The organism is Halorubrum sodomense (assembly GCF_900111935.1).
In the GTDB taxonomy this organism is placed as follows: Archaea; Halobacteriota; Halobacteria; order Halobacteriales; family Haloferacaceae; genus Halorubrum; species Halorubrum sodomense.
In genome coordinates this window covers 396,126-415,147 of the sequence record NZ_FOYN01000003.1, presented here as the reverse complement: position 1 = coordinate 415,147, position 19,022 = coordinate 396,126, and the positions used below count along the sequence as shown (strand labels likewise).

The window sequence follows — 19,022 nt, the reverse complement described above, 5'->3', positions numbered from 1 at the left end:
ACCGGTACGTAAAAGCGACGGGGGAGCGTACGGATCCTCATGAGCGAGGAGGCGAACGCTAAACCGGACCGCGAGGCGGACGCGGATGGGGATCTCAGCCCCGAAGAGCGTCTCAAGCGGCAGCGAGACGACCTACAGCTGTTGAACCAGGTGATGCGCCACGACATCCGCAACGACCTCCAGCTCGTCGGCGCGTACGCCGAACTGCTCGACGACCACGTCGATGAGGAGGGGAAAGAGTACCTCGACGTGATCAAGCGGAACACGGAGAGCGCCGTCTCGCTCACGACGACGGTCCGGGACCTCGCGGAGGTGATGCTTCGAGAGGACGCCGAGCCGAGCCGCGTTTCGCTCGATCGGGTTCTCTCACAGCAGGTCGAAGAGGTCCGGTCGGCGTACTCCGAGGCCGTCTTCACGGTCGAGGGGTCGTTCCCGGAGGCGGACGTCGTCGGCGACGAGATGCTGAGTTCGGTGTTCCGGAACCTCCTGCGGAACGCGGTCCAGCACAACGACGAGACCCCGCCGAAGGTGACTGTGTCCGCGACGGTCGACGAGGCCGACGGCGTCGCGGAGGTGCGGATCGCGGACAACGGACCGGGGATCCCCGAGGACCAGCGCGACGAGATATTCGGGAAGGGCGAGAAGGGGCTCGACAGCCCGGGCGCCGGGATCGGGCTCTACCTGGTCCGATCGCTCGTCGAGATCTACGGCGGCGACGCGCGGATCGAGGACAACGAGCCGAAGGGCGCCGTCTTCGTCGTCCGGCTCCCGCTCTGTGACGCCTGACCAGACGGGATCCACCGCGCCGCCGATCCCGGCCCGGTCCTGCCGTCCGAGCTACTCCTCGTCGTACTCCATCGCGACCGAGTTGATACAGAACCGCTTCCCGGTGGGCTCGGGGCCGTCGTCGAACACGTGGCCGAGGTGCGAGTCGCAGTTCGCACACCGGACCTCGGTCCGGCGCATCCCGTGGCTGGTGTCGACCGTCGTCGTCACGGACTCCTCCTCGGCGGCGTAGAAGGCGGGCCAGCCGCAGCCGGACTCGTACTTCGTCTCGGCGTCGAACAGCACCGTGCCGCAGCCGGCACAGCGGTACTCCCCGTCGTCGGGGAGGTGGTCGACGTACTCCCCGGAGAACTTCGCCTCCGTGCCGCTCTCGCGAAGCACGCGGTACTCCTCCTCGGAGAGCCGCTCGCGCCACTCCGCGTCGGTCAGTTCGTCGGGGTCGGTCGGCGTCGAGCCGTCGGCCGCGTCGCGCTCGCCGGTTTCGCTCATACCACCGATACGAGCCCCACGCCAAAGGCCGTTGCGGCGGTCCCGGCAGACGGACGGAGACGGACGCGACCGACGCGTCGGTCGGCCGGCCCCCGTGAGATTCCCGCCTACTCGGACGGTTCGACGCCGGACCCCCGAGGGTTCCGCGAGGGCAATCGATTTGGGCCTCGCCCGAGCAGTTCGGGTATGAACCGAACGCGACTCGACGACCGCCTCGCCGACATCGACGCGGACGGCTACCTGCTCGACGCCTCGCAGGAGGACGCCAACCAGCTGTACCTCTCCGGGTTCACCGGGCACGACCCGTTCCTCACGCTGTACGCTGACGGCGAGGTCCACGTCCTCGTCAGCGGGTTGGAGTACGGCCGCGCGAAGTCGGAGGCGACGGCCGACACGGTGGAACGCCACGCCGACTACGACTACGAGTACGGCAGTCGCGAGGAGAAGAACAACATGTACGCGGCGTTCGTCCGCGACAAGGGCGTCGACGCCGTCTCGATGCCACCCCGCGGCCCGGTCGGCACCGCCGACGCCCTCCGCGAGCGGGGCGTCGAGGTCACCGTCGACACCGACGACCGCCTTCAGGCGGTCCGGGCGGTGAAGACCGACGACGAGATCGACGCGATCCGCGAGGCACAGCGCGCCAACGAGGCGGCGATGGGGGCCGCGGAGGCCCTGATCGCCGGAGCCGACGTGGCTGGCGAGGACGTTCCCGCAAACGGCGGCGTCGAGCCCGGCACCCTGCTCCGCGATGGCGAACCGCTGACGAGCGAACGCGTGACCGAGGAGATCGAGGTGACCCTCCTGCGACACGGCTGTGCGCTCGACGAGACGATCGTCGCCGGCGGCGCGCAGGCCGCGGACCCGCACGACCGCGGCTCGGGCCCGCTCCGCGCGAACGAGGCGGTCATCGTCGACATCTTCCCGCGGTCGAAGGCGACGAAGTACAACGCCGACATGACGCGGACGTTCTGCGTCGGCGAGCCGGGCGAGGCGCTCCGCGAGTGGTACGACCTCACCGAGCGGGCGCTGGACGCCGCGCTCGACGCGGTCGAGCCCGGCGCCACCGGCGAGGAGGTCCACGCCGCCGCCTGCGAGGTGTACGAGGAGGCCGGAGAACCCACTTTCCGGACCGATCCCGAGACCGAGACGGGGTTCATCCACTCGACCGGCCACGGGATCGGCCTCGACGTCCACGAGTCGCCGCGGCTGGCGAACGGCGGTGAGGAGCTGGAACCGGGGCACGTGATCACCGTCGAGCCCGGCCTCTACGACCCCGAGGTCGGCGGCGTCCGGATCGAGGACCTCGTCGTCGTCACCGAGGACGGCTACGAGAACCTCACCGACTACCCGATCCGGTTCGCGGCGGAGTGAGCCCGGGACGGTGGAGACGCGGGCGTCGGGGGCGACCGCCGCGCGACACCCGGCCCGTCTGACCGCGATCGGAAGCCGCTTTGACCCGTGTCGGGAACGGCGACCGTGAACTGGCGGTACGAACACACGGCGCTCGCGCTCTGTACGCTCGCGTTCACGGGGACGATGGTGGCGCGGCTCGTCGTCAGCCCGCTCGTGCCGGAGATCACGACCCGGTTCGACGTGACCAACGGCACCGTCGGGCTCGCGCTCAGCGGGATGTGGCTCACGTACGCGCTGACGCAGTTCCCCTCCGGCGTCCTCGGCGACCGCTACGGCGAGCGCCGCGTCATCCTCGCCGCCGTCGGCGCCACCGCGGTCGCCTCCGTCCTCCTCGCCGCGTCGCCGTCGATGCTCGCGTTCGGGCTGTTCGCGGCCGCGCTGGGCGTGGGCGCCGGCCTCCACTACTCGGTCGCGACGACGTTCCTGACGCGGCAGTTCGAGGACACCGGCCGCGCCGTCGGCGTCCACGTCGCCGGCGGGCCGCTCGCGGGGCTCGCCGCGCCGCCGGCCGCCGCGCTCGTCGGATCGCGGTACGGCTGGCGCGCCGGCGTCCTCCTCGGCGCCGTCGTCGCGGTGCCCGTGTTCCTCCTGTTCGCGTGGAAGGTCCGGCCGACCGAGCCCCTCCGTCCCGACCAGCCGATGGGGGAGCGGTTCGCGCTGGGGCCGCTCGTCGAACTGCTCTCACGGCCGCGGATCCTCTATACGACCGCGCTGGCGACGATGGGCGCGTTCACGTGGCAGGCGACCGCCTCCTTCCTGCCCACGTTCCTCGAGTTCGGGACCGGCCTGTCGAGCGCGCTGTCGGCGCTGCTGTTCTCCGTGTACTTCCTCGTCCACGGCGGCACCCAGCCGGTGACCGGCTCGGTGTCCGACCGGATCGGTCGCGACGCCACCGCGATGGTGACGATGGGCGCCGGCGTCGTCGGCTACGGGACGCTCGTCGCGGCCGCGACGCTCGACCTGGGGCTGCCGGTCACGGTCGCAGGGGTGGGGTTCGTCGGCCTCGCGATGTCGTGGGGCGCGCCGGTCCAGTCGCGGTTCATGGACCTGTTGTCCGACTCGGAACGGGGCGCCGGCTTCGGGCTCGTCCGGACCGCGTACATGGTGACCGGCGCCACCGGCAGCGTCGTCGTCGGCGCCGTCTCCGACGCCGCGGGGTGGCCCGTCGCGTTCGGCCTGCTCGCCTGCGTGATGGCGCTCGGGCTGGCGACGCTGTCCGCGAACCGGCTGCTCGGGCTGGGGTACTGAACCGAAGGAAAACGAGAACGCAGAGCGCGCGACGGCGTCTCAGAGCCGGTCGTCTTCGATGCTGCCCGGGTCCTCCGCGGTGTCGAACATGTTGTTCTCGGCGCCGTCGAGCATCTCGTCGCGTGGGTCGTCGTCGACGACGCTCACGTTGTACGCCTCGATGCCGGACGCGATGAGGTCCTCCGCGGCCTGCTCCTCGGAGACGAACTCCTCGTCCGCCAGCTGCTGAAACTCCGCGTACACGTCGTCCGAGAGGTTCAGCTCGAAAGTGGGCATACCTCCCGTTCCGACCGGACACTTTTAAATCGTTCCCTCGTTGCGTGAGGCGTCCGGCGAGGCCGATTCACGTGACCGACGACAGCGAAACCGTGATCGAGGCGTACGATGACGGCCACCGAATCGTGCGCGAGGCCCGAAACCGTCCCGACGCCTACCACTTCGACGGGCCCGGCGGTCGGATCGCGTCGTTCGAGCTCCCGGAGGCGGCTCGACTGTACGCCGACCTGTACGCGATCACCGACGGATTCGACGAGTCGCAGACCGGCAGGCGGGGCGTCCCGCCGAGGATCGCCGGCGCCGACGAGGAGATCCGAATGACGTACCTCGCCGTCCGGTTGTCGATCGCGTACGCCGCAGCTGCGTTCGAGGTCGACGAGCCGGTCGTCCGCGACGCCGTCAACGCCGTCCACGAGCGGGCGGCGACCCTGCGTTCGCGCTCGGACGAGAGCGGCTGAGGGCCGGCCGCCGGCGACGGCCCGAACATCTGCGGGGTCAGGGGTACCCGGGCGGCGTACCAACGCACGCGCATGCCCGGCTTCCCGTCTCCCTTCGGCGCCGACGACGACCTGTTCGACGGCTACGACGAGTTCGTCGCGGAGAACCTCCCGCGACCCGGCGAGTTCCTCGACGGGCACGACGTGCTCGCGGGAGCGGACCACCTCGCCTTCCACCGGCTCACCCGCGACTGTTTCGAGGAGCGGACGGTGTACGACATGACGTTCGACTACAACCTCGCGCGGCTGAACCTGGACACGCGCCACGGGGACGCCGGCTTCCGCTACGCAGTCGAGCGCGCCGGCGCCTCCGACGCGGTCGACCCCGCCCAGGTGGACGAGGACGCGGTCGACGGCGGCGAGGTCGACCGCGTCCTCCGGGCGGAGTTCACGCCGACGACCGCGTTCTGCCCGCAGACGCACACGCTGACGATCGGCGCGTTCCGGGCGTGGAACGGGCTCTCCGACCGCCACGAGTACGACCTGGTCCGGGTCCGCGCGGCCCCGATGCACGACCAGAGCGAGGCGGTGAACGACCGGCTCGCGGAGCTGGAGGAGTCGTACCTCGAAACGGGCGACGTGGAGGCCGAGGGAGGGGAGTCGTTCGGCGTCGGATCGAATCCGACGAGCGGAACGGGGGACGCGAGCGCGGGCGGCCGCTCGACCGACGCGCCGTTCTGAAGCCGCGGCGGAGGCAGGGTCGCCGCGGGGATTAGCTTGATATAGGCGCTAAGCCCCCACTCTCAAGGAGCGAACGGCGTCAGCCGTGAGCGAGTAGGGTAGGGTAGTTCACAGGTCCCGCCAGGCGCCGAGGAACCGCTGGACCGCGGTGAGGTGCCCGACGACGGCGAACAGCGCGAGCAGGAGGCCGACGACGTTGAGCCCGGCGACGACTGGCGCCGAGTACACCGCGGCGACGACGCCGACGATCCCCGCCAGCGCGAGGCGGTCGGCGCGGCCGAGCAGCCCGCCGTACTCGCGCCCGATGCCGACCGCCTGGATCTGCGTGCCGAGGTAGGAGGTGAGGAGGACGCCCGTGACGGCGGCGAAGCCGAGCGCGTACGCCTCGATCCCGGCCGTGAACCCCGCGATGATCGCCACGTCGGCGTAGCGGTCGAGGACGTGGTCGAGGAAGTCGCCGCCGTCGGAGGCGACCCCCTGGTGGCGGGCGAGCGCCCCGTCGACCACGTCGAGCCAGCCGTTGAGGAGGACGAGGAGCGCGCCGGCCGCGTACAGCGGCGCCGACCCGGCGGCGAAGGCCCCGGCGGCCGCGACGGCGACGAGGAAGGCGATCACGCTCACCTGGTCGGGCGAGAGGCCGAGCCTGTCGGCCGTCGACACCCACGGGCCGAGGAGGCGGTCCGCCACGGACCGGTACTGGTCGAGGGTCATCTACCGTCTCGACGGTCGCGGCCGGCTCATATATAATCGATGAAGTCCACGGTGCCGGCGCTGGGCTCGCGCTCCCCCTCGACCGCCGCGCGGATCGCGTCGGCCACCGCCTCGGGGTCGCAGTCGGTCGCGTCGACCTCGTAGACGTTCTCGGCGCCGTGCTCGGCGACCGCCTCCGAGAGGATCACGTCGAGCGCCTCGCTCTCGGCGTTCTCGGCGGCGGTCTCGGGCGACTCGCCGCGCTCGCGGAGCCGGGACTCGATCGTCTCGGGGTGACAGCGCAGTACGACGACGCGGTCGACGTCGAACCGGTGCGCCAGGTGCGAGTCGAGGACGCCGGCCCAGTCGCCCAGGTCGGCGCGGACCGCGTCGAGGTCGGCGACGAGCGTGTCGCGGTCGTCGTCGCGCTCGCTCCAGAGGTCGTCGTCGGACTTGATCCGGTCGTTGAGGTGGATCACGTCGTACTCTCCGTCGAGCAGCGCCGTCGCCGTCGTCTTGCCCGTTCCGGGGGTTCCCGTCACGGCGACGCGGTCGGCGCGGCCGCGGTCGGCTTGGGTCTCGGTGCCGTCGGTCACGCGCGAGCCCCGAGTTCGAGGTCCGCCAGCGTCTCGTTGAGCAGGTCGACGGCCTCGCGGGTCTCCTCGCGAGTCCCGGTCGAGATCCGGACGTGTTCCGGGAGCCCGAACGAGGTGCAGTCGCGGATGATGACGCCGCGCTCCTGGGCCGCCTCGGCGACGCGCTCGCCGTCACCGACCGCGGCGAGGACGAAGTTGCCCGCGGAGTCGACGGTGGGCGCGTCGAGTTCGCTCTCGATGTGCTCGCGGGCCCAGCGCGCCGTCTCGACCGACTGCTCGACGTGGTCCGCGTCGTCGAGCGCGGCGAGCGCGGCGCGGCAGGCGAGTTCGTTGGCCGCGAACGGCGTGTTGACGCGGGCGTACGCCTCGCCCCACGCCTCGGGGACGACGCTGTAGCCGATCCGGAGCCCCGCGAGGCCGTACGCCTTCGAGAAGGTGCGGAGGACGGCCACGTCGTCGCGCTCGTCGACGAGCGGGATCGCGCTGTCCACGTCGGCGAACTCGCCGTACGCCTCGTCGACGACGACGAGCGTCTCCGGCGCGGTCGCGTCCGCGATCGCCTCGACCTCGTCGAGGGGCATCGTGGAACCGGAGGGGTTGTGCGGGGAGGTGACGTAGACGATCCGCTCGCCGCCGTAGGCGCGCAGGACGGTCTCCGCGTCCTGCGCGAAGCCGTCGTCGGGGGTGAGTGCGTACTCCGTTACCTCGCCGTGGTGGTATCGGGTGGACATCGCGTAGTAGGCGAAGCCGGGGCTGGGCACCAGCGCCTCGTCGCCCGGCTCGAGGGCGGCGCGCGAGAGGTAGTCGATCGAGCCGTCGGCGCCCGGCGACACCCACACCTGCTCGTCGTCGACGCCCCACCGCTCGGCGATCTTCGCGGTGAGGTCCGTGTGCGAGGACTTCGGGTACTGGTTCACCCGGTCGGCGTGTTCGCGGATCGCCTCGACGGCCGCCGGGCTCGGCCCGTGCGGGTTCTCGTTCGAGGAGAGCTTGATCAGGTCGTCGGGGTCGAGCCCGCGCTCGCGGGCGACCTCCTCGACGCCCCGCCCGGGCACGTACGGCGAGTGATCGGAGAGATCCCGTGGTTCCATGCCACCGGGTCGGGGACGGGCGGGCTTAAGCGTGGTCTTGACCGCCGGACGGGCCGCCGTCGTCGCCCTCGCCGCGGTCCCTCTCGCCGTCGACGCGCCCGCCCTCGCCGCGGTCCCTCTCGCCCCCCGCTAGCCGCCGCTCCGCCTCGGCGACGACGGCGGGGCGGCCCGCGAGCTCGACGGCGATGGTCTCGCTCCCGTAGCCGACGTCCGCGACGACGCCGCGGTCGTACGCCCACGAGAGCGCGGCCTGCGCGGCGCCGCCGTTCGGGGCCTCGACGGACGCCGTCGCGGTCGGGAGCGCGTCCGCGACCGCGTCGGCGAGGTCGCCGAGCCCCGTCCCGTCGCGGACGCTGACCGGAATCGGCGACCGGAGGGCGTTGACGACGGGGGCGCCCCGCGGGTCCAAGTCGGCGACCGCGCCCTCGTAGGCCGCCACCGCGGCCGCGAGCCCGTCGGGTCCGACCTCGTCGGCCTTCGACAGCACGGGGATCACCGGCCCCTCGGTCGCCTCGATCGCGGACAGCGACGCGCGGAGCTTCCGGCGGAGGTCCGCGGGGTCGTCGCTCGCGTCGGCGACGAGCAGCGCGCAGTCGGCCGCTCGGATCGCGTCGATGGTCGTCCGGAACGAGCGCACCGCCTCGTGGGGGAGCCCGTCGAGGAAGCCGACGGTGTCGGTGACGAGGGCGCGTCGCCCGCCGACCGTCGCCCGCCGCGTCGTCGTGGCGAGCGTCTCGAACGGGCGGTCCGCGACCGCGAGCGCTCCGTCCCCGTCCGCCGGGCCTCCCTCGCTGGCGTCGGTGAGGTCGGCGTCGCGAGGCGCGGCTTCGTCCCCGAACTCGGGGTCGTCCGACTCGTCGGCGAGCCGGCGCGCGAGCGCCGACTTCCCGGCGTTGGTGTACCCCGCCAGCGCGACGAGGTCGAACCCGGCGTCGCGGCGCTCCGCCCGCCGGCCGGCGCGGTCGTCGGCGATCTCGTCGAGCGCGCGCTCGGCGGACTCGATCCGCTTCTCGACGTCAAGGACGCGGCTGTCGCCCTCCGGCCGGAGGCGCACGTCCTCGCCGGAGTCGCGGGCGATCGCCTCCCGGAGCCGGGGCAGCTCGTAGCGCAGGCGCGCCAGCTCCAGCTGGCGGTTGGCCGCCCGGGAGTCGGCGGCGTCGGCGAACAGCTCCAAGACGAGCCGAGGGCGGTCGATCACCGCGGTCCCGGTCGGGAGCAGGTCGCCGAGCGAGAACGTCTGTCCCGGCGAGAGGCTCCCGTCGTAGACCACGGCCTCGGCGTCGGTCTCGGCCGCGAGCCGCATCAGATCCTCTGCCTTCCCGCGGCCGAGGTCGTAGGTCGGGTCCTCGCGGCGCCGCTGGGTCACTTCGCCGACCACCGCGTAGCCGGCCGCGGCGGCGAGGTCCCGGATCTCGGCCGTGTCCGGGAGGTCGTCGTCGGCCCGCGCCGCGACGACGGCGGGGGACGCGTCCGGAGCGGCGGACTCGAGGACGGAGGAGCCGGAGTCGTCTGTGTGCGCGTCGTCGTCCGCGTGAGCGTCGGTTTCGATCGATTCGGCGGTCTCGTTCGTCGTAGCGTCGTCTCGTGACATTCGGTCGGGCGCTCGCGTCGGCCCGGAGAGGGGAGCGTCTCGCGCTCCGGTCGCGGCTCTGCGGCGCGGGCGACGGGCTCCGCCTCGCGAAGCGGGGCGGCCGCGTCGCGCCGCGGCGGTACCGTCACGAACCGGCGACGAACGAACAGGTCTCCATACCTCCGACTCTGGGGGCTGCCACATAAGCGTTCACCGGAAACGAGGTGTGGTACCGAGCCGCAACAACTGGGAGTCCTCCGAACGGCGAGCGGTGCTCAGGGGATCCGAACGTCGTGTTCGAGGGTGCCGACGCCCTCGATTTCGACCTCGACGGTGTCGCCGTCGGAGAGCGCGCCGACCCCCTCGGGCGTCCCCGTCGCGATGACGTCGCCCGGCTCGAGCGTGAGGTACGTCGTGATCTCCTCGATCAGCGTCGGCACGTCGAAGATCATGTGCTCGCGGTCGCTCGACTGCTTCGTCTCGCCGTTGACGCGGAGCTCGACGCCCGCGTCGTCCGGCACCTCGTCCGGCGTGGCGAGGACGGGGCCCAGCGGCGCGGCGCCGTCGAACGCCTTCCCGCGCACCCAGTTCTGCTCGCGGTTCTGGTCGTCGCGGTTCGACACGTCGTTCATACAGGTGAACCCGGCGACGACGTCCATCGCGTCGGCGGCGTCGACCGCCTTACACTGCTCGCCGATCACGACCGCGAACTCCGCCTCCCAGTCGATCCGCTCTTTGCCGGCGGGGACGGTCACGGTGTCGCCGTGGCTCGCCACCGCATTCGGCGGCTTCAGGAAGAGCAGCGGGCGGTCCGGCACGTCGTTGCCGAGTTCGGCGGCGTGGTCGGCGTAGTTGCGCCCGATACAGACGATCTTGGAGGGGTCGGTCGGGGCGAGCACGTCGACGTCGGGGTCGGAAAACGCGTACTCGTCGCCGCCGAAGGCGACGGTGTCCGTCGCCGGGTCGTACTCTCCCTCGCGGATCGATCCGGCCGGGTCGCGGAACCGTGCGCGGTACATACGCGAGCGAACGGGCGGCCGCCCGAAAAGCGTTCCCGGAGAGGCAAGCGACGACCGCGACGGGTGGATCCCGCCGAGTCACTCCGCCGAGTCGCTCGTCTCCGCGGCTTTCTCGTCGTCCGGGGTGTCGCCCTCCACGACGTCGTCGTCCGGGGTGTCGCCCTCCGCGACATCGAAGTCGCTTAGGCGTCCGTCACCGATCGCGAGGTCGTCGAGCGGCGGTGCCCCGCCGTCCCCGCCGAACACCTCCGACCGCGCGCAGTCGACGCAGTAGTGGTTGTGGCGGATCGAGTGGGTGCGAACCGGAACGCCCGCGGCGATCGTCTCGTCGCGGCGCCGCCTGACGAGGCCGCGCTCGAACGCCTCGCCGCAGACGACGCAGGGCTCGTCGACGGACTCGGGCGGCCGGACGATCCGGTGGTCGACCGTCTTCTGCCGGCCGAACGCCGTGATTCCGTGGCGACGGTCGAGGCGCCGGCGGACCGGCGGGGCGACGCCGAGGCCGAGACCGGCGAACGCGAGTCCGACCAGCGCGGCGGGCGGGGAACCGCTCGTCGCGGCGAAGTAGCCGATCAGGCCGCCGATAAGCAACAGCAGCCCGGTCAGGACGTAGGCGGTAGCCGCCTCCGTCCGCCCCGCGTCCTCGACGCTCGACGGGGCGAGCGCCGGCGCCTCGTCGCCGCGGACGAGCCGGCGCCGCTCCGCCAGCTTCGAGTAGTGCCACCAGCCGTACAGCACGTTCCCGATACCGCTAGTGAAGATGAACAGCAGGACATGGACGCCGACGGAGCCGATACCGCGGTCGACGAGGACGACGCGGTCGCCGTCGTCCCGCTCGATGTCCCACCCGGCGTCGAGGTGGTCCTGAACCCGACGGCGGAAGGCGCGCTCGCTCTCGACCGGGGTCGACGCCGAGCGCGACGTGGACGAGTTCGGCCCGTCCGACTCCTCGGGCGTGCGGCCCGTCGGCTCGGACGCGAGGCGTTCACCGCCGGACCGCGACGCGCCGCAGTTCGAACAGAACCGGTCGCCGTCGTCGAACGCCTCGCCGCACGCGGAACAGTACGCGGGGTCGTCCGGGTCGCCGAGGTCGGCACCGCAGTCGGGGCAGAAACTCGCCCCGGCCGGCACCGCCTCGCCGCAGGCGGGGCAGGCGGCCGGCGGGTCGCCTGGGTCGCTGGTCTCGGAGGGCATCTGATCGGCGTTCGCGTTCGTCCCTGTTAATTGCTTTCGCCGGCGGGCGACGAGTTCCGCGGCGTCGAGTTTTATTACGCCGCGCCGAGATGTACCGAACGTACCATGGAACTCACCTGGCACGGCCACTCCACGTGGCACGTCGTCGTCGAGGACACGGAGCTGCTCATCGACCCGTTCTTCGACAACCCGAAGACCGACGTCGACCCCGCGGACATCGACCCCGATTACCTCCTCCTGACTCACGGGCACGCGGACCATATCTCGGACGCGGCCGAGTTCGAGGACGCCACCGTGGTCGCGACCCCGGAGCTGACCGCGTACGTCCAGGAGAACTTCGGCCTCGAACACGCCCTCCCGGCCGGCGGGATGAACATCGGCGGCACCGTCGAGTGCGGCGACGCGTGGGTGACGATGGTCCGCGCGGACCACTCGAACGGGATCGAGAACGATCCCGACTACTCGGCCGGCATGCCGACCGGGTTCGTGATCGGCGACAAGAAGCCGACCCAGGAGTCCGACCCGGACTGTACCACGTTCTATCACGCCGGCGACACCGGACTCATGTCCGAGATGGTCGACGTGATCGCGCCGTACCTCGAACCGGACGCGGCCGCTCTGCCCGCCGGCGACCACTTCACGATGGGGCCCGCGGGCGCCGGCATCGCCGCCGACTGGGTGGGCGCCGACGTCGTCTTCCCGATGCACTACGACTCGTTCGGGCCGATCGAGATCGAGACCCGCGAGTTCGTCAACGAGGTGAAGGCCGCGGGCGCCGCCGCCGAACCCGTCGTGCTCGACGGCGACGAGACGTACACGCTGGACTGACGGGCCCGACGTCGACGGTCCGACTCGGCGGTTCTCCGACTTTCGTCCGACGATGTCGACCGCTCCCCTCGCCGGCAGCGACGCCCCGTGTCGGCAGCCTTTAGCGGCGGGGGGACTAATCGACACTCGACTATGGCAGACATCGAGACGTCCACGGTTTCCGAAGCGGGGTACGCCAGTACCAGTCAGGTCGGCGAGTTCGACCTCCGGATCGACGCGACGGACGAGACGGGGCCGAACCCGAACGCGGCGCTCGTCGCGACGTACGCTTCCTGTTATCTCCCCGCGCTCCGCGTCGGCGGAAGCCAGCGCGGCGAGGAGGAACTCGGGAAGGTCCAGATCGACGCGAGCGCCGAACTCGACGAGGACGACGACCTCGAATCGATCGCGTTCGACGTCCACGTCGAGGCCGACCTCGACGACGAGACCGCCGCTGACATCGCCGAGCGCGCCGAGGGCATCTGTCACGTCCACAGCGCGCTCCGCGAGGGGCTCCACGCCGACGTGAGCGTCTACCCCGGCGCGTTCTGAGTCGGTCCTCACTCTCTCCGGTACTTCGCTTTTCGCGCTCGTTCGTCGCCGCACACGGTCGTATCCGCGCTCCGGCCGGTCAGTCCTGCGACCCCGCCTCCTCCGCGGACCGGCCGGACGCGTCGGCCGGCGGCTCCGTCTCCTCGGCGCCCGGCGGCTCCGTCTCCTCGGCGCTCGATTCAGGCCGGTCGACTCCGGTGAATTCGAACCGGGCGCCGCCGCGTTCGCCCGCCGTGACCTCGACCGCCCAGCCGTGCGCCTCGACGATGCGCTGGACGATGGCGAGCCCGAAGCCGGTGCCCGTCTCGGAGGTGGTGTAGCCGCTCTCGAACACCGTGTCCCGTTCGTCCGGGTCGATCCCGGGCCCGTCGTCCGCGACGTAGAAGCCGTCGGAGAGGTCGCCGACGACGACGCGCTCGCCGCCGTGTTCGGCGGCGTTCCGGAACAAGTTCCCGAAGAGCTGCCGGACCCGGCCGGGGTCGGCGCAGATCTCGCCGTCGGCCTCCACCGCGACCTCGATCGGCGCGGTCTCCGCTCCGCCGCCGCCCGCGTCGCCGCCGAACGGGTCCTCGCCGTCGGTCGATCCGAACGCGTCGTCGCCGTAGCGGGCGGCCAGTTCGCCGAGGTGGACGCGCTCGAACGAGCCGACCGCTTCGCCCTGCCTGGCGAGCGCGAGCACGTCCTCGATGAGCCCCTCCATCTCGTCGAGCGCGCGCTCGCAGCGGTCGAAGTAGGAGTCGGTCCCCGTCTCACGGGCGAGCCGGAGGTACCCAGAGAGGACGTTGAGGGGGTTCCGGAGGTCGTGGGAGACGATCGAGGCGAACTCGTCGAGCCGCTCGTTCTCCCGCTCGATGCGGCGCTCGTACGCCCTGCGCTCGGAGATGTCGCGGCTGCTCGCCAGGAACCGGTCCTCGCCCTGGACGTCGATGCGCCGCACGTGGACCTCGGCCGGGAACGTCGAGCCGTCGGCGCGGGCGAACGTCGTCTCCAGCCGGACCGTCTCGTCCATTTCCAGGTCCTCCCAGAGCCGCACGCCCTCCTCCGGCTCGAGCTCGGCGTCGACCTCCCAGACGTCCATCCCGACGAGCTCCTCGCGGTCGTAGCTGAGCGCCTCCGTCATCGCCCGGTTGGCGTCGACGATCTCCCCGGACTCGTCGTGGATGTCGACCATGTCCGGCGAGCGCTCGAACAGCGCCTCCAGCCGCGCCGAGGTGCGTTCGAGCCGCCGCTGCCGCCGACGCTCCTCCGTCACGTCGCGAGAGATGCCGACCACGCCGTCGAACTCCCCGTCGATGACGAGCCGGGTCAGCCCGTAGTCGACGATCGCCCCGGACTGCCTCGGCAGGTCGACCTCGACCGTCCCGGTCATCGACTTGCGGTCGCCGTCGACGAGCGCGTCGTACCGGTCGCCGTCGCCCGCGGCTCGAATGCGGTCGACGAGCCGGCTCTCGTGGCCGACGAGCGCCTCCGGATCGGCCTCGAGCACGTCGCCGGTGTGGTCGTTCGCGAGCGCGATGCGGCCGTCGGCGTCGTAGATACACACGGACTCCGGCAGCTCGTCGACGATGCGACGGTACCGCTCGAGGTCGCGCTGGCGCTCCTTCTCCTCGGTGACGTCGATGTGGATGCCGACGGCCCGGAGCGGCTCGCCGTCGTCCGTCCGCTCGACGACCCGACCCCGGTCCCGGATCCACTTCCAGTCGCCCGACTTCGTCCGCATCCGGAAGTCGCACTGATAGAGGTCCGTCTCGCCGGCGAAGTGGGCCTCGATGGCGTCCCAGGCGTCGCCGATGTCGTCGGGGTGGACGCGGTCCTCCCACGTCGACAGGTCGAAGTCGATCTCGTCGGTGTCGTGGCCGAGCATCGCGGCCCACCGGTCGTCGAACCGCACCTCGTCGGTCCGTACGTTCCAGTCCCAGACGCCGAGGTCGGCGCCCTCGACGGCCAGCTGAAGCCGCTCGGAGACCTCCCGGAGCTCCCGTTCGCGCTCCCGGCGCTCCGTCACGTCGCGGAAGTACAGCGCCAGGCCGCCGGCGGTCGGGTACGCGTTCACGACGAGGTCGGCGCCGAGGCGGTCGACGTGGTGTTCCAGCCGGCTCGCCTCACCGGTCTCGGCGACCTCGCGGAGCGCCGCCTCGGCCTCGGTGCCGACGACCTCCGGGAACAGCTCCCAGATCCGCTCGCCGAGCACCGTCTCCGCGTCGCGCTCCAGGAACCTCGCCGCCCGCTCGTTGAGGTAGGTCAGCCGCCACTCCGAGTCGACCTGACAGAACGCGTCGGTGGTGCGCTCCAGGTGCGCGGCCAGGCGGCGGTCGCCGCGCGCCTGCGAGACCACGCCCTCGACCGCGCTCGCGAGCTGCGCGTACGGGTCGGCCGGCTCCGCTCGGCGGACGTACTCATCGACGCCGGCGGAGATCGCCTCGCTGGCGACCGCCTCCGACCCAGACCCGGTGAACAGCACGAACGGCACGTCGCCGTGTCGGTCGCGGACGGTCTCCAGCAGCCCGACGCCGTCGGCCTCGGCCAGTTCGTAGCCGGACACCACGCAGTCGAACGAGGCCGACGACAGCGCGTCCAGCGCCGCCTCGGCGCCCTCGACCGCCACCACCTCGGTCCGGTCGTCGCGCGCCTCGAGGCGCGAGGCCGCCGCGTCGGCGAACCCCGACTCGTCGTCGACGGCGAGGACGCGCACGAGCGACGCCGCTCGCGGCCCCTCGCCGTCGTCGGTTCCGTCCGGTCCCTCCATCCGAGTTGATGTTTTCAATTCGACATGATAACCGTTTCGTTCGGTTTCACCGGACGACCGTCGAAACGGCGATGCCGGAGCCGACCGGGAGGACCGCGGTCTCCACCGCGTCGTCCGAGCGGACGGTGCCGAGGTACTCGCCGATGCCGCGGGTCTCGGCGTCCACGGCCGCGTCCGGGAGCGGCTCGCCCGCCTCGAAGTGCGCGACGAGGGCCTCGAAGTCGATGGGGCCGCGGGTGACGTTGTCGGCGACGATCACGCCCCCGGTCCGGACCTTCGGGAGGACCGCCCGGTAGGCGTCGGCGTACCGCCCCTTCTGGTGGTCGATCAGGACCACGTCGAAGGGGCCCTCGTAGCGGTCTATCGTCTCCATCGCGTCGCCGACCTCGAAGGTGACGCGGTCCGCGTAGCCGTAATCGGCGGCGAACGCCACGCCCCGCTCGGCCTCGTCGGCGTCGAACTCGGTACAGATCACGCGCTCGGCGCCGCCGCGGAGGAACCACGTGGCGGAGTAGCCGAACCCGGACCCGAACTCGAAGACGCGTTCCGCGTCCGTCAGCCGCGCGAGCAGGCGGAGGACCGCCCCCGCCTCGGGGCCGATGATCGGGAATCCCCACTCGGCGGCGAGGTCGGCCATCTCCGACTGGATCCGGGTGTGCTCCGGCGCCGTCGCGGCCAGAAACCGGCGCGCGGGATCTGTGAGCACGTCCATGCCCGCGCCTCGGACGCGCGACACTTAAATCGGGTCGGCGGGGAAGCAGCGCGGTGACCCGCGGTCGACCGGGTCCGCCCTGAAAAGCGTTAAGTCCCGTTCGGTCGACCGATTCAGTAATGTACGACCCTGAGGAACTCGCCGCGATCCGGGAGGCCAAGGAGTCGTGGGAGGACGGAACCTACGGCGAGACGGTCGACCGGTTCGGGGAGCGCGAGGAGACGTTCACCACCGACACCGGCGGGCAGGAGGTCGACCCCCTCTACACCCCCGCCGACGTGGAGACCGACTACCGCGAGGACCTCGGCTACCCCGGCGAGGAGCCGTACACCCGCGGCGTCTACTCGACGATGTACCGCGGGCGCCTGTGGACGATGCGCCAGTACGCCGGGATGGGCACCGCCGCGGAGACCAACGAGCGCTTCCAGTACCTCATCGACGAGGGCTCGTCGGGCCTCTCGATGGCGTTCGACCTCCCGACGCAGATGGGATACGACTCCGACGCCGCGATGGCCGAGGGCGAGGTCGGCCGCTCGGGCGTCGCCATCGACACGCTCGACGACTTCGAGACCGTCTTCGACGGCATCCCGCTCGACGAGGTGTCCACGTCGATGACGATCAACGCGCCCGCCGCCGTCCTCCTCGCGATGTACGTCGCGATGGGCGACGAGCAGGGGGTCCCGCGGGAGCAGCTCCGCGGGACGATCCAGAACGACATCATGAAGGAGTACATCGCGCGGAACCTCTACATCTATCCGCCGAAGCAGTCGATGCGGCTGATCACGGACATCTTCGAGTTCTGCGCGGCCGAGACGCCGAACTTCAACACCATCTCCATCTCGGGGTACCACATCCGCGAGGCGGGCTCGACCGCGGCCCAGGAGATCGCCTTCACCCTCGGTGACGGCATCGAGTACGTCGAGGCGGCCCTCGACGCCGGGCTCGACGTCGACGAGTTCGCCCCCCAGCTCTCCTTCTTCTTCAACGCCCACAACAACATCTTCGAGGAGGCCGCGAAGTTCCGCGCCGCCCGCCGGATGTGGGCCCAGATCATGGAGGAGCGGTTCGGCGCCGAGAACCCCAAGTCGAAACAGCTCAAGTTCCACACCCAGACCGGCGGCTCGACGCTCACCGCCCAGCAGATCGAGAACAACGTCGTCCGCGTCTCCTATCAGGCGCTCGCGGCCGTCCTCGGCGGGACCCAGAGCCTCCACACGAACGGGAAAGACGAGGCGCTCGCGCTCCCGACCGAGAAGTCCGTCCGCACCGCGCTCCGCACCCAGCAGATCCTCGCTCACGAGTCGGGCGCGGCCGACACGATCGACCCGCTCGCGGGGTCGTACTACGTCGAGAGCCTCACCGACGGGATCGAGGAGGACGCCTTCGAGATCATCGAGGAGGTGGACCGCCGCGGCGGGATGCTGGAGGCCGTCGAGAGCGGCTGGGTCCAGCGGCAGATCCAGGACGTCGCCTTCGAGCGCCAGCGGGAGATCGAGGCGGGCGAGCGGATCATCGTCGGCGTCAACGAGTTCGAGGTGGACGAGGAGCCGGAGATGGACCTCGAAGAGGTCGACCCCGACCAGGAGCAGAACCAGCGCGACCGGCTGAACGAGGTGAAAGCCGACCGCGACGGCGACGCGGTCGACGACGCGCTCGCCGGCCTCCGCGAGGCGGCGCAGGGGACCGAGAACGTGATGCCACACGTCGTCGACGCGGTGAAGTCGTACGCGACGGTTCAGGAGATCTCCGACGTACTCCGCGACGAGTTCGGGGAGTACAAGCCGGGGCGGTGAATCCGGGAGGGGATCGGCTCGCGGGGCGAACTCGTCCCGCGGAGCGCGCTCACTCCGCGCCGCGGACGACGTGGCCGTACTTCAGCAGCGCGACGAACACCGCGCCGCCGAAGGCGTTACCGATCGTCGACAACACGAGGAACCCGACGTAGTCGACGACCGTGATCGCGGGCGAGGAGAACAGCCCGAACAGCACCTCGACGTTGCCCGCGATCGAGTGCGGGAGGTGGAGGAGCCCGATCGTTCCGGTGACGATCAACACGAGGAGGATCCGGGATGTCGTGTCCTTCGCCGCGGTCACGAGCCACGCCAGCAGCCCCATCAGCCACCCGGCGAACACGCCGCCGACGAACAGCCACGGGAGGCTGTGGTCGACGAGCTTCAGGGCGATCGTCTCGAACGACTGAGGGTCGACGACGCTGAGCTCCGGCAGCAACAGCGTCACGAGCAGCGTGAACAGGAGGCCGCCGACCAGGTTCCCGACGTACACCAGGCCCCAGAGCCGGCCCAACTGTCGGGCCGAGGCCTGCCGGTCGAGCACCGGTATCACGGCCAGCGTCGTGTGCTCCGTGAACAGCTCCGAGCGGCCCAAGATGACGAACATGAAGCCGATGGAGTAGACGCTCGCCAGCAGCAGTTCGGTCGTGAGGTCGCCGAACGTCCCCGGCGAGAGGGTCAACACGACCGCCATCATCAGCGGGCCGAAGCCGATGTCGAGCCCCGCCGACACCCCCGAGAGGAGGAGTCCGGACCGCTCTCGGTTCATCTCGTGGAGGCCGCTATCGAGCAGCGATCCGAGGATGTTCCGCGACGTCATCTGCTCCGTCGAAGCGTCGGACTGTGAGTCGCTCACTAATGG

General features: G+C 71.3%; 19 protein-coding genes. 8 read left to right on the top strand and 11 right to left on the bottom strand.

Annotated features, from left to right (window positions below; genetic code table 11):
- Positions 1–39 precede the first annotated feature (39 nt).
- Positions 40–786, top strand: coding sequence for a sensor histidine kinase (locus BM286_RS11490; protein WP_092922288.1), 747 nt, complete (start codon positions 40–42; stop codon positions 784–786).
- A gap of 51 nt (positions 787–837) precedes the next feature.
- Here BM286_RS11490 and msrB read toward each other — a convergent pair whose 3' ends face one another.
- Entirely contained in the window at positions 838–1,275 is a 438-nt protein-coding gene (gene msrB, locus BM286_RS11485) for a peptide-methionine (R)-S-oxide reductase MsrB (protein WP_092922285.1), read from the bottom strand.
- A gap of 186 nt (positions 1,276–1,461) precedes the next feature.
- On the opposite strand from msrB, the gene BM286_RS11480 reads away from it, so the two are divergent.
- Positions 1,462–2,649, top strand: a complete 1,188-nt coding sequence (locus BM286_RS11480) for a M24 family metallopeptidase (RefSeq protein WP_092922282.1) — start codon at positions 1,462–1,464, stop codon at positions 2,647–2,649.
- A gap of 105 nt (positions 2,650–2,754) precedes the next feature.
- The gene (locus tag BM286_RS11475; RefSeq protein WP_092923240.1) at positions 2,755–3,939 is read left to right on the top strand and encodes an MFS transporter; all 1,185 of its coding nucleotides are present in this window, start codon (positions 2,755–2,757) and stop codon (positions 3,937–3,939) included.
- A 39-nt stretch (positions 3,940–3,978) separates the two neighbouring features.
- Here BM286_RS11475 and BM286_RS11470 read toward each other — a convergent pair whose 3' ends face one another.
- Complete coding sequence (locus BM286_RS11470) at positions 3,979–4,215, bottom strand: hypothetical protein (RefSeq protein ID WP_008442562.1); 237 nt, start codon at positions 4,213–4,215, stop codon at positions 3,979–3,981.
- Positions 4,216–4,286: 71 nt separating this feature from the next.
- On the opposite strand from BM286_RS11470, the gene BM286_RS11465 reads away from it, so the two are divergent.
- Entirely contained in the window at positions 4,287–4,673 is a 387-nt protein-coding gene (locus tag BM286_RS11465; RefSeq protein ID WP_092922279.1) for a hypothetical protein, read from the top strand.
- A 72-nt stretch (positions 4,674–4,745) separates the two neighbouring features.
- A complete protein-coding gene (locus tag BM286_RS11460) occupies positions 4,746–5,393 on the top strand; it encodes a hypothetical protein (protein ID WP_092922277.1) in 648 nt (215 codons plus the stop codon).
- Between the two features lie 108 nt (positions 5,394–5,501).
- Here the strand turns inward: BM286_RS11460 and BM286_RS11455 are convergent, their stop codons facing one another.
- The 6 genes from BM286_RS11455 to BM286_RS11430 form a co-directional block, all read right to left on the bottom strand.
- On the bottom strand, positions 5,502–6,104 hold the full coding sequence (locus tag BM286_RS11455; protein WP_092922274.1) for a CDP-alcohol phosphatidyltransferase family protein: 603 nt from the start codon (positions 6,102–6,104) through the stop codon (positions 5,502–5,504).
- A gap of 26 nt (positions 6,105–6,130) precedes the next feature.
- A complete protein-coding gene (locus tag BM286_RS11450) occupies positions 6,131–6,679 on the bottom strand; it encodes an adenylate kinase family protein (RefSeq protein ID WP_092922271.1) in 549 nt (182 codons plus the stop codon).
- Positions 6,676–7,770, bottom strand: coding sequence for a histidinol-phosphate transaminase (gene hisC / locus BM286_RS11445; protein WP_092922268.1), 1,095 nt, complete (start codon positions 7,768–7,770; stop codon positions 6,676–6,678). Before hisC ends, BM286_RS11450 begins: the two co-directional genes overlap by 4 nt.
- Before the next feature lie 25 nt (positions 7,771–7,795).
- The gene (locus tag BM286_RS11440) at positions 7,796–9,361 is read right to left on the bottom strand and encodes an HflX-like GTP-binding protein (RefSeq protein ID WP_092922265.1); all 1,566 of its coding nucleotides are present in this window, start codon (positions 9,359–9,361) and stop codon (positions 7,796–7,798) included.
- Between the two features lie 254 nt (positions 9,362–9,615).
- Positions 9,616–10,359, bottom strand: coding sequence for a fumarylacetoacetate hydrolase family protein (locus BM286_RS11435; protein ID WP_092922262.1), 744 nt, complete (start codon positions 10,357–10,359; stop codon positions 9,616–9,618).
- 78 nt (positions 10,360–10,437) lie between these two features.
- A complete protein-coding gene (locus BM286_RS11430; protein ID WP_092922259.1) occupies positions 10,438–11,553 on the bottom strand; it encodes a zinc ribbon domain-containing protein in 1,116 nt (371 codons plus the stop codon).
- A 105-nt stretch (positions 11,554–11,658) separates the two neighbouring features.
- On the opposite strand from BM286_RS11430, the gene BM286_RS11425 reads away from it, so the two are divergent.
- Entirely contained in the window at positions 11,659–12,381 is a 723-nt protein-coding gene (locus BM286_RS11425; RefSeq protein WP_092922256.1) for a metal-dependent hydrolase, read from the top strand.
- Positions 12,382–12,513: 132 nt separating this feature from the next.
- Positions 12,514–12,912, top strand: coding sequence for an OsmC family protein (locus BM286_RS11420; protein ID WP_092922253.1), 399 nt, complete (start codon positions 12,514–12,516; stop codon positions 12,910–12,912).
- A 79-nt stretch (positions 12,913–12,991) separates the two neighbouring features.
- Here the strand turns inward: BM286_RS11420 and BM286_RS11415 are convergent, their stop codons facing one another.
- The gene (locus BM286_RS11415; RefSeq protein ID WP_092922250.1) at positions 12,992–15,658 is read right to left on the bottom strand and encodes a PAS domain S-box protein; all 2,667 of its coding nucleotides are present in this window, start codon (positions 15,656–15,658) and stop codon (positions 12,992–12,994) included.
- Between the two features lie 46 nt (positions 15,659–15,704).
- Positions 15,705–16,370, bottom strand: coding sequence for an O-methyltransferase (locus BM286_RS11410; protein WP_092922247.1), 666 nt, complete (start codon positions 16,368–16,370; stop codon positions 15,705–15,707).
- A 119-nt stretch (positions 16,371–16,489) separates the two neighbouring features.
- On the opposite strand from BM286_RS11410, the gene BM286_RS11405 reads away from it, so the two are divergent.
- The gene (locus BM286_RS11405; protein ID WP_092922244.1) at positions 16,490–18,163 is read left to right on the top strand and encodes an acyl-CoA mutase large subunit family protein; all 1,674 of its coding nucleotides are present in this window, start codon (positions 16,490–16,492) and stop codon (positions 18,161–18,163) included.
- 49 nt (positions 18,164–18,212) lie between these two features.
- Here the strand turns inward: BM286_RS11405 and BM286_RS11400 are convergent, their stop codons facing one another.
- On the bottom strand, positions 18,213–19,016 hold the full coding sequence (locus BM286_RS11400) for a formate/nitrite transporter family protein (RefSeq protein ID WP_092922241.1): 804 nt from the start codon (positions 19,014–19,016) through the stop codon (positions 18,213–18,215).
- Positions 19,017–19,022 lie beyond the last annotated feature (6 nt).

Coding starts and splice junctions, on each gene's coding strand:
- BM286_RS11410 (WP_092922247.1), bottom strand. CDS start 16,370: ATGGACGTGCTCACAGATCCCGCGCGCCGGTTTCTGGCCGCGACGGCG.
- BM286_RS11425 (WP_092922256.1), top strand. CDS start 11,659: ATGGAACTCACCTGGCACGGCCACTCCACGTGGCACGTCGTCGTCGAG.
- BM286_RS11480 (WP_092922282.1), top strand. CDS start 1,462: ATGAACCGAACGCGACTCGACGACCGCCTCGCCGACATCGACGCGGAC.
- BM286_RS11455 (WP_092922274.1), bottom strand. CDS start 6,104: ATGACCCTCGACCAGTACCGGTCCGTGGCGGACCGCCTCCTCGGCCCG.
- msrB (WP_092922285.1), bottom strand. CDS start 1,275: ATGAGCGAAACCGGCGAGCGCGACGCGGCCGACGGCTCGACGCCGACC.
- BM286_RS11490 (WP_092922288.1), top strand. CDS start 40: ATGAGCGAGGAGGCGAACGCTAAACCGGACCGCGAGGCGGACGCGGAT.
- hisC (WP_092922268.1), bottom strand. CDS start 7,770: ATGGAACCACGGGATCTCTCCGATCACTCGCCGTACGTGCCCGGGCGG.
- BM286_RS11460 (WP_092922277.1), top strand. CDS start 4,746: ATGCCCGGCTTCCCGTCTCCCTTCGGCGCCGACGACGACCTGTTCGAC.
- BM286_RS11420 (WP_092922253.1), top strand. CDS start 12,514: ATGGCAGACATCGAGACGTCCACGGTTTCCGAAGCGGGGTACGCCAGT.
- BM286_RS11405 (WP_092922244.1), top strand. CDS start 16,490: ATGTACGACCCTGAGGAACTCGCCGCGATCCGGGAGGCCAAGGAGTCG.
- BM286_RS11470 (WP_008442562.1), bottom strand. CDS start 4,215: ATGCCCACTTTCGAGCTGAACCTCTCGGACGACGTGTACGCGGAGTTT.
- BM286_RS11435 (WP_092922262.1), bottom strand. CDS start 10,359: ATGTACCGCGCACGGTTCCGCGACCCGGCCGGATCGATCCGCGAGGGA.
- BM286_RS11415 (WP_092922250.1), bottom strand. CDS start 15,658: ATGGAGGGACCGGACGGAACCGACGACGGCGAGGGGCCGCGAGCGGCG.
- BM286_RS11430 (WP_092922259.1), bottom strand. CDS start 11,553: ATGCCCTCCGAGACCAGCGACCCAGGCGACCCGCCGGCCGCCTGCCCC.
- BM286_RS11440 (WP_092922265.1), bottom strand. CDS start 9,361: ATGTCACGAGACGACGCTACGACGAACGAGACCGCCGAATCGATCGAA.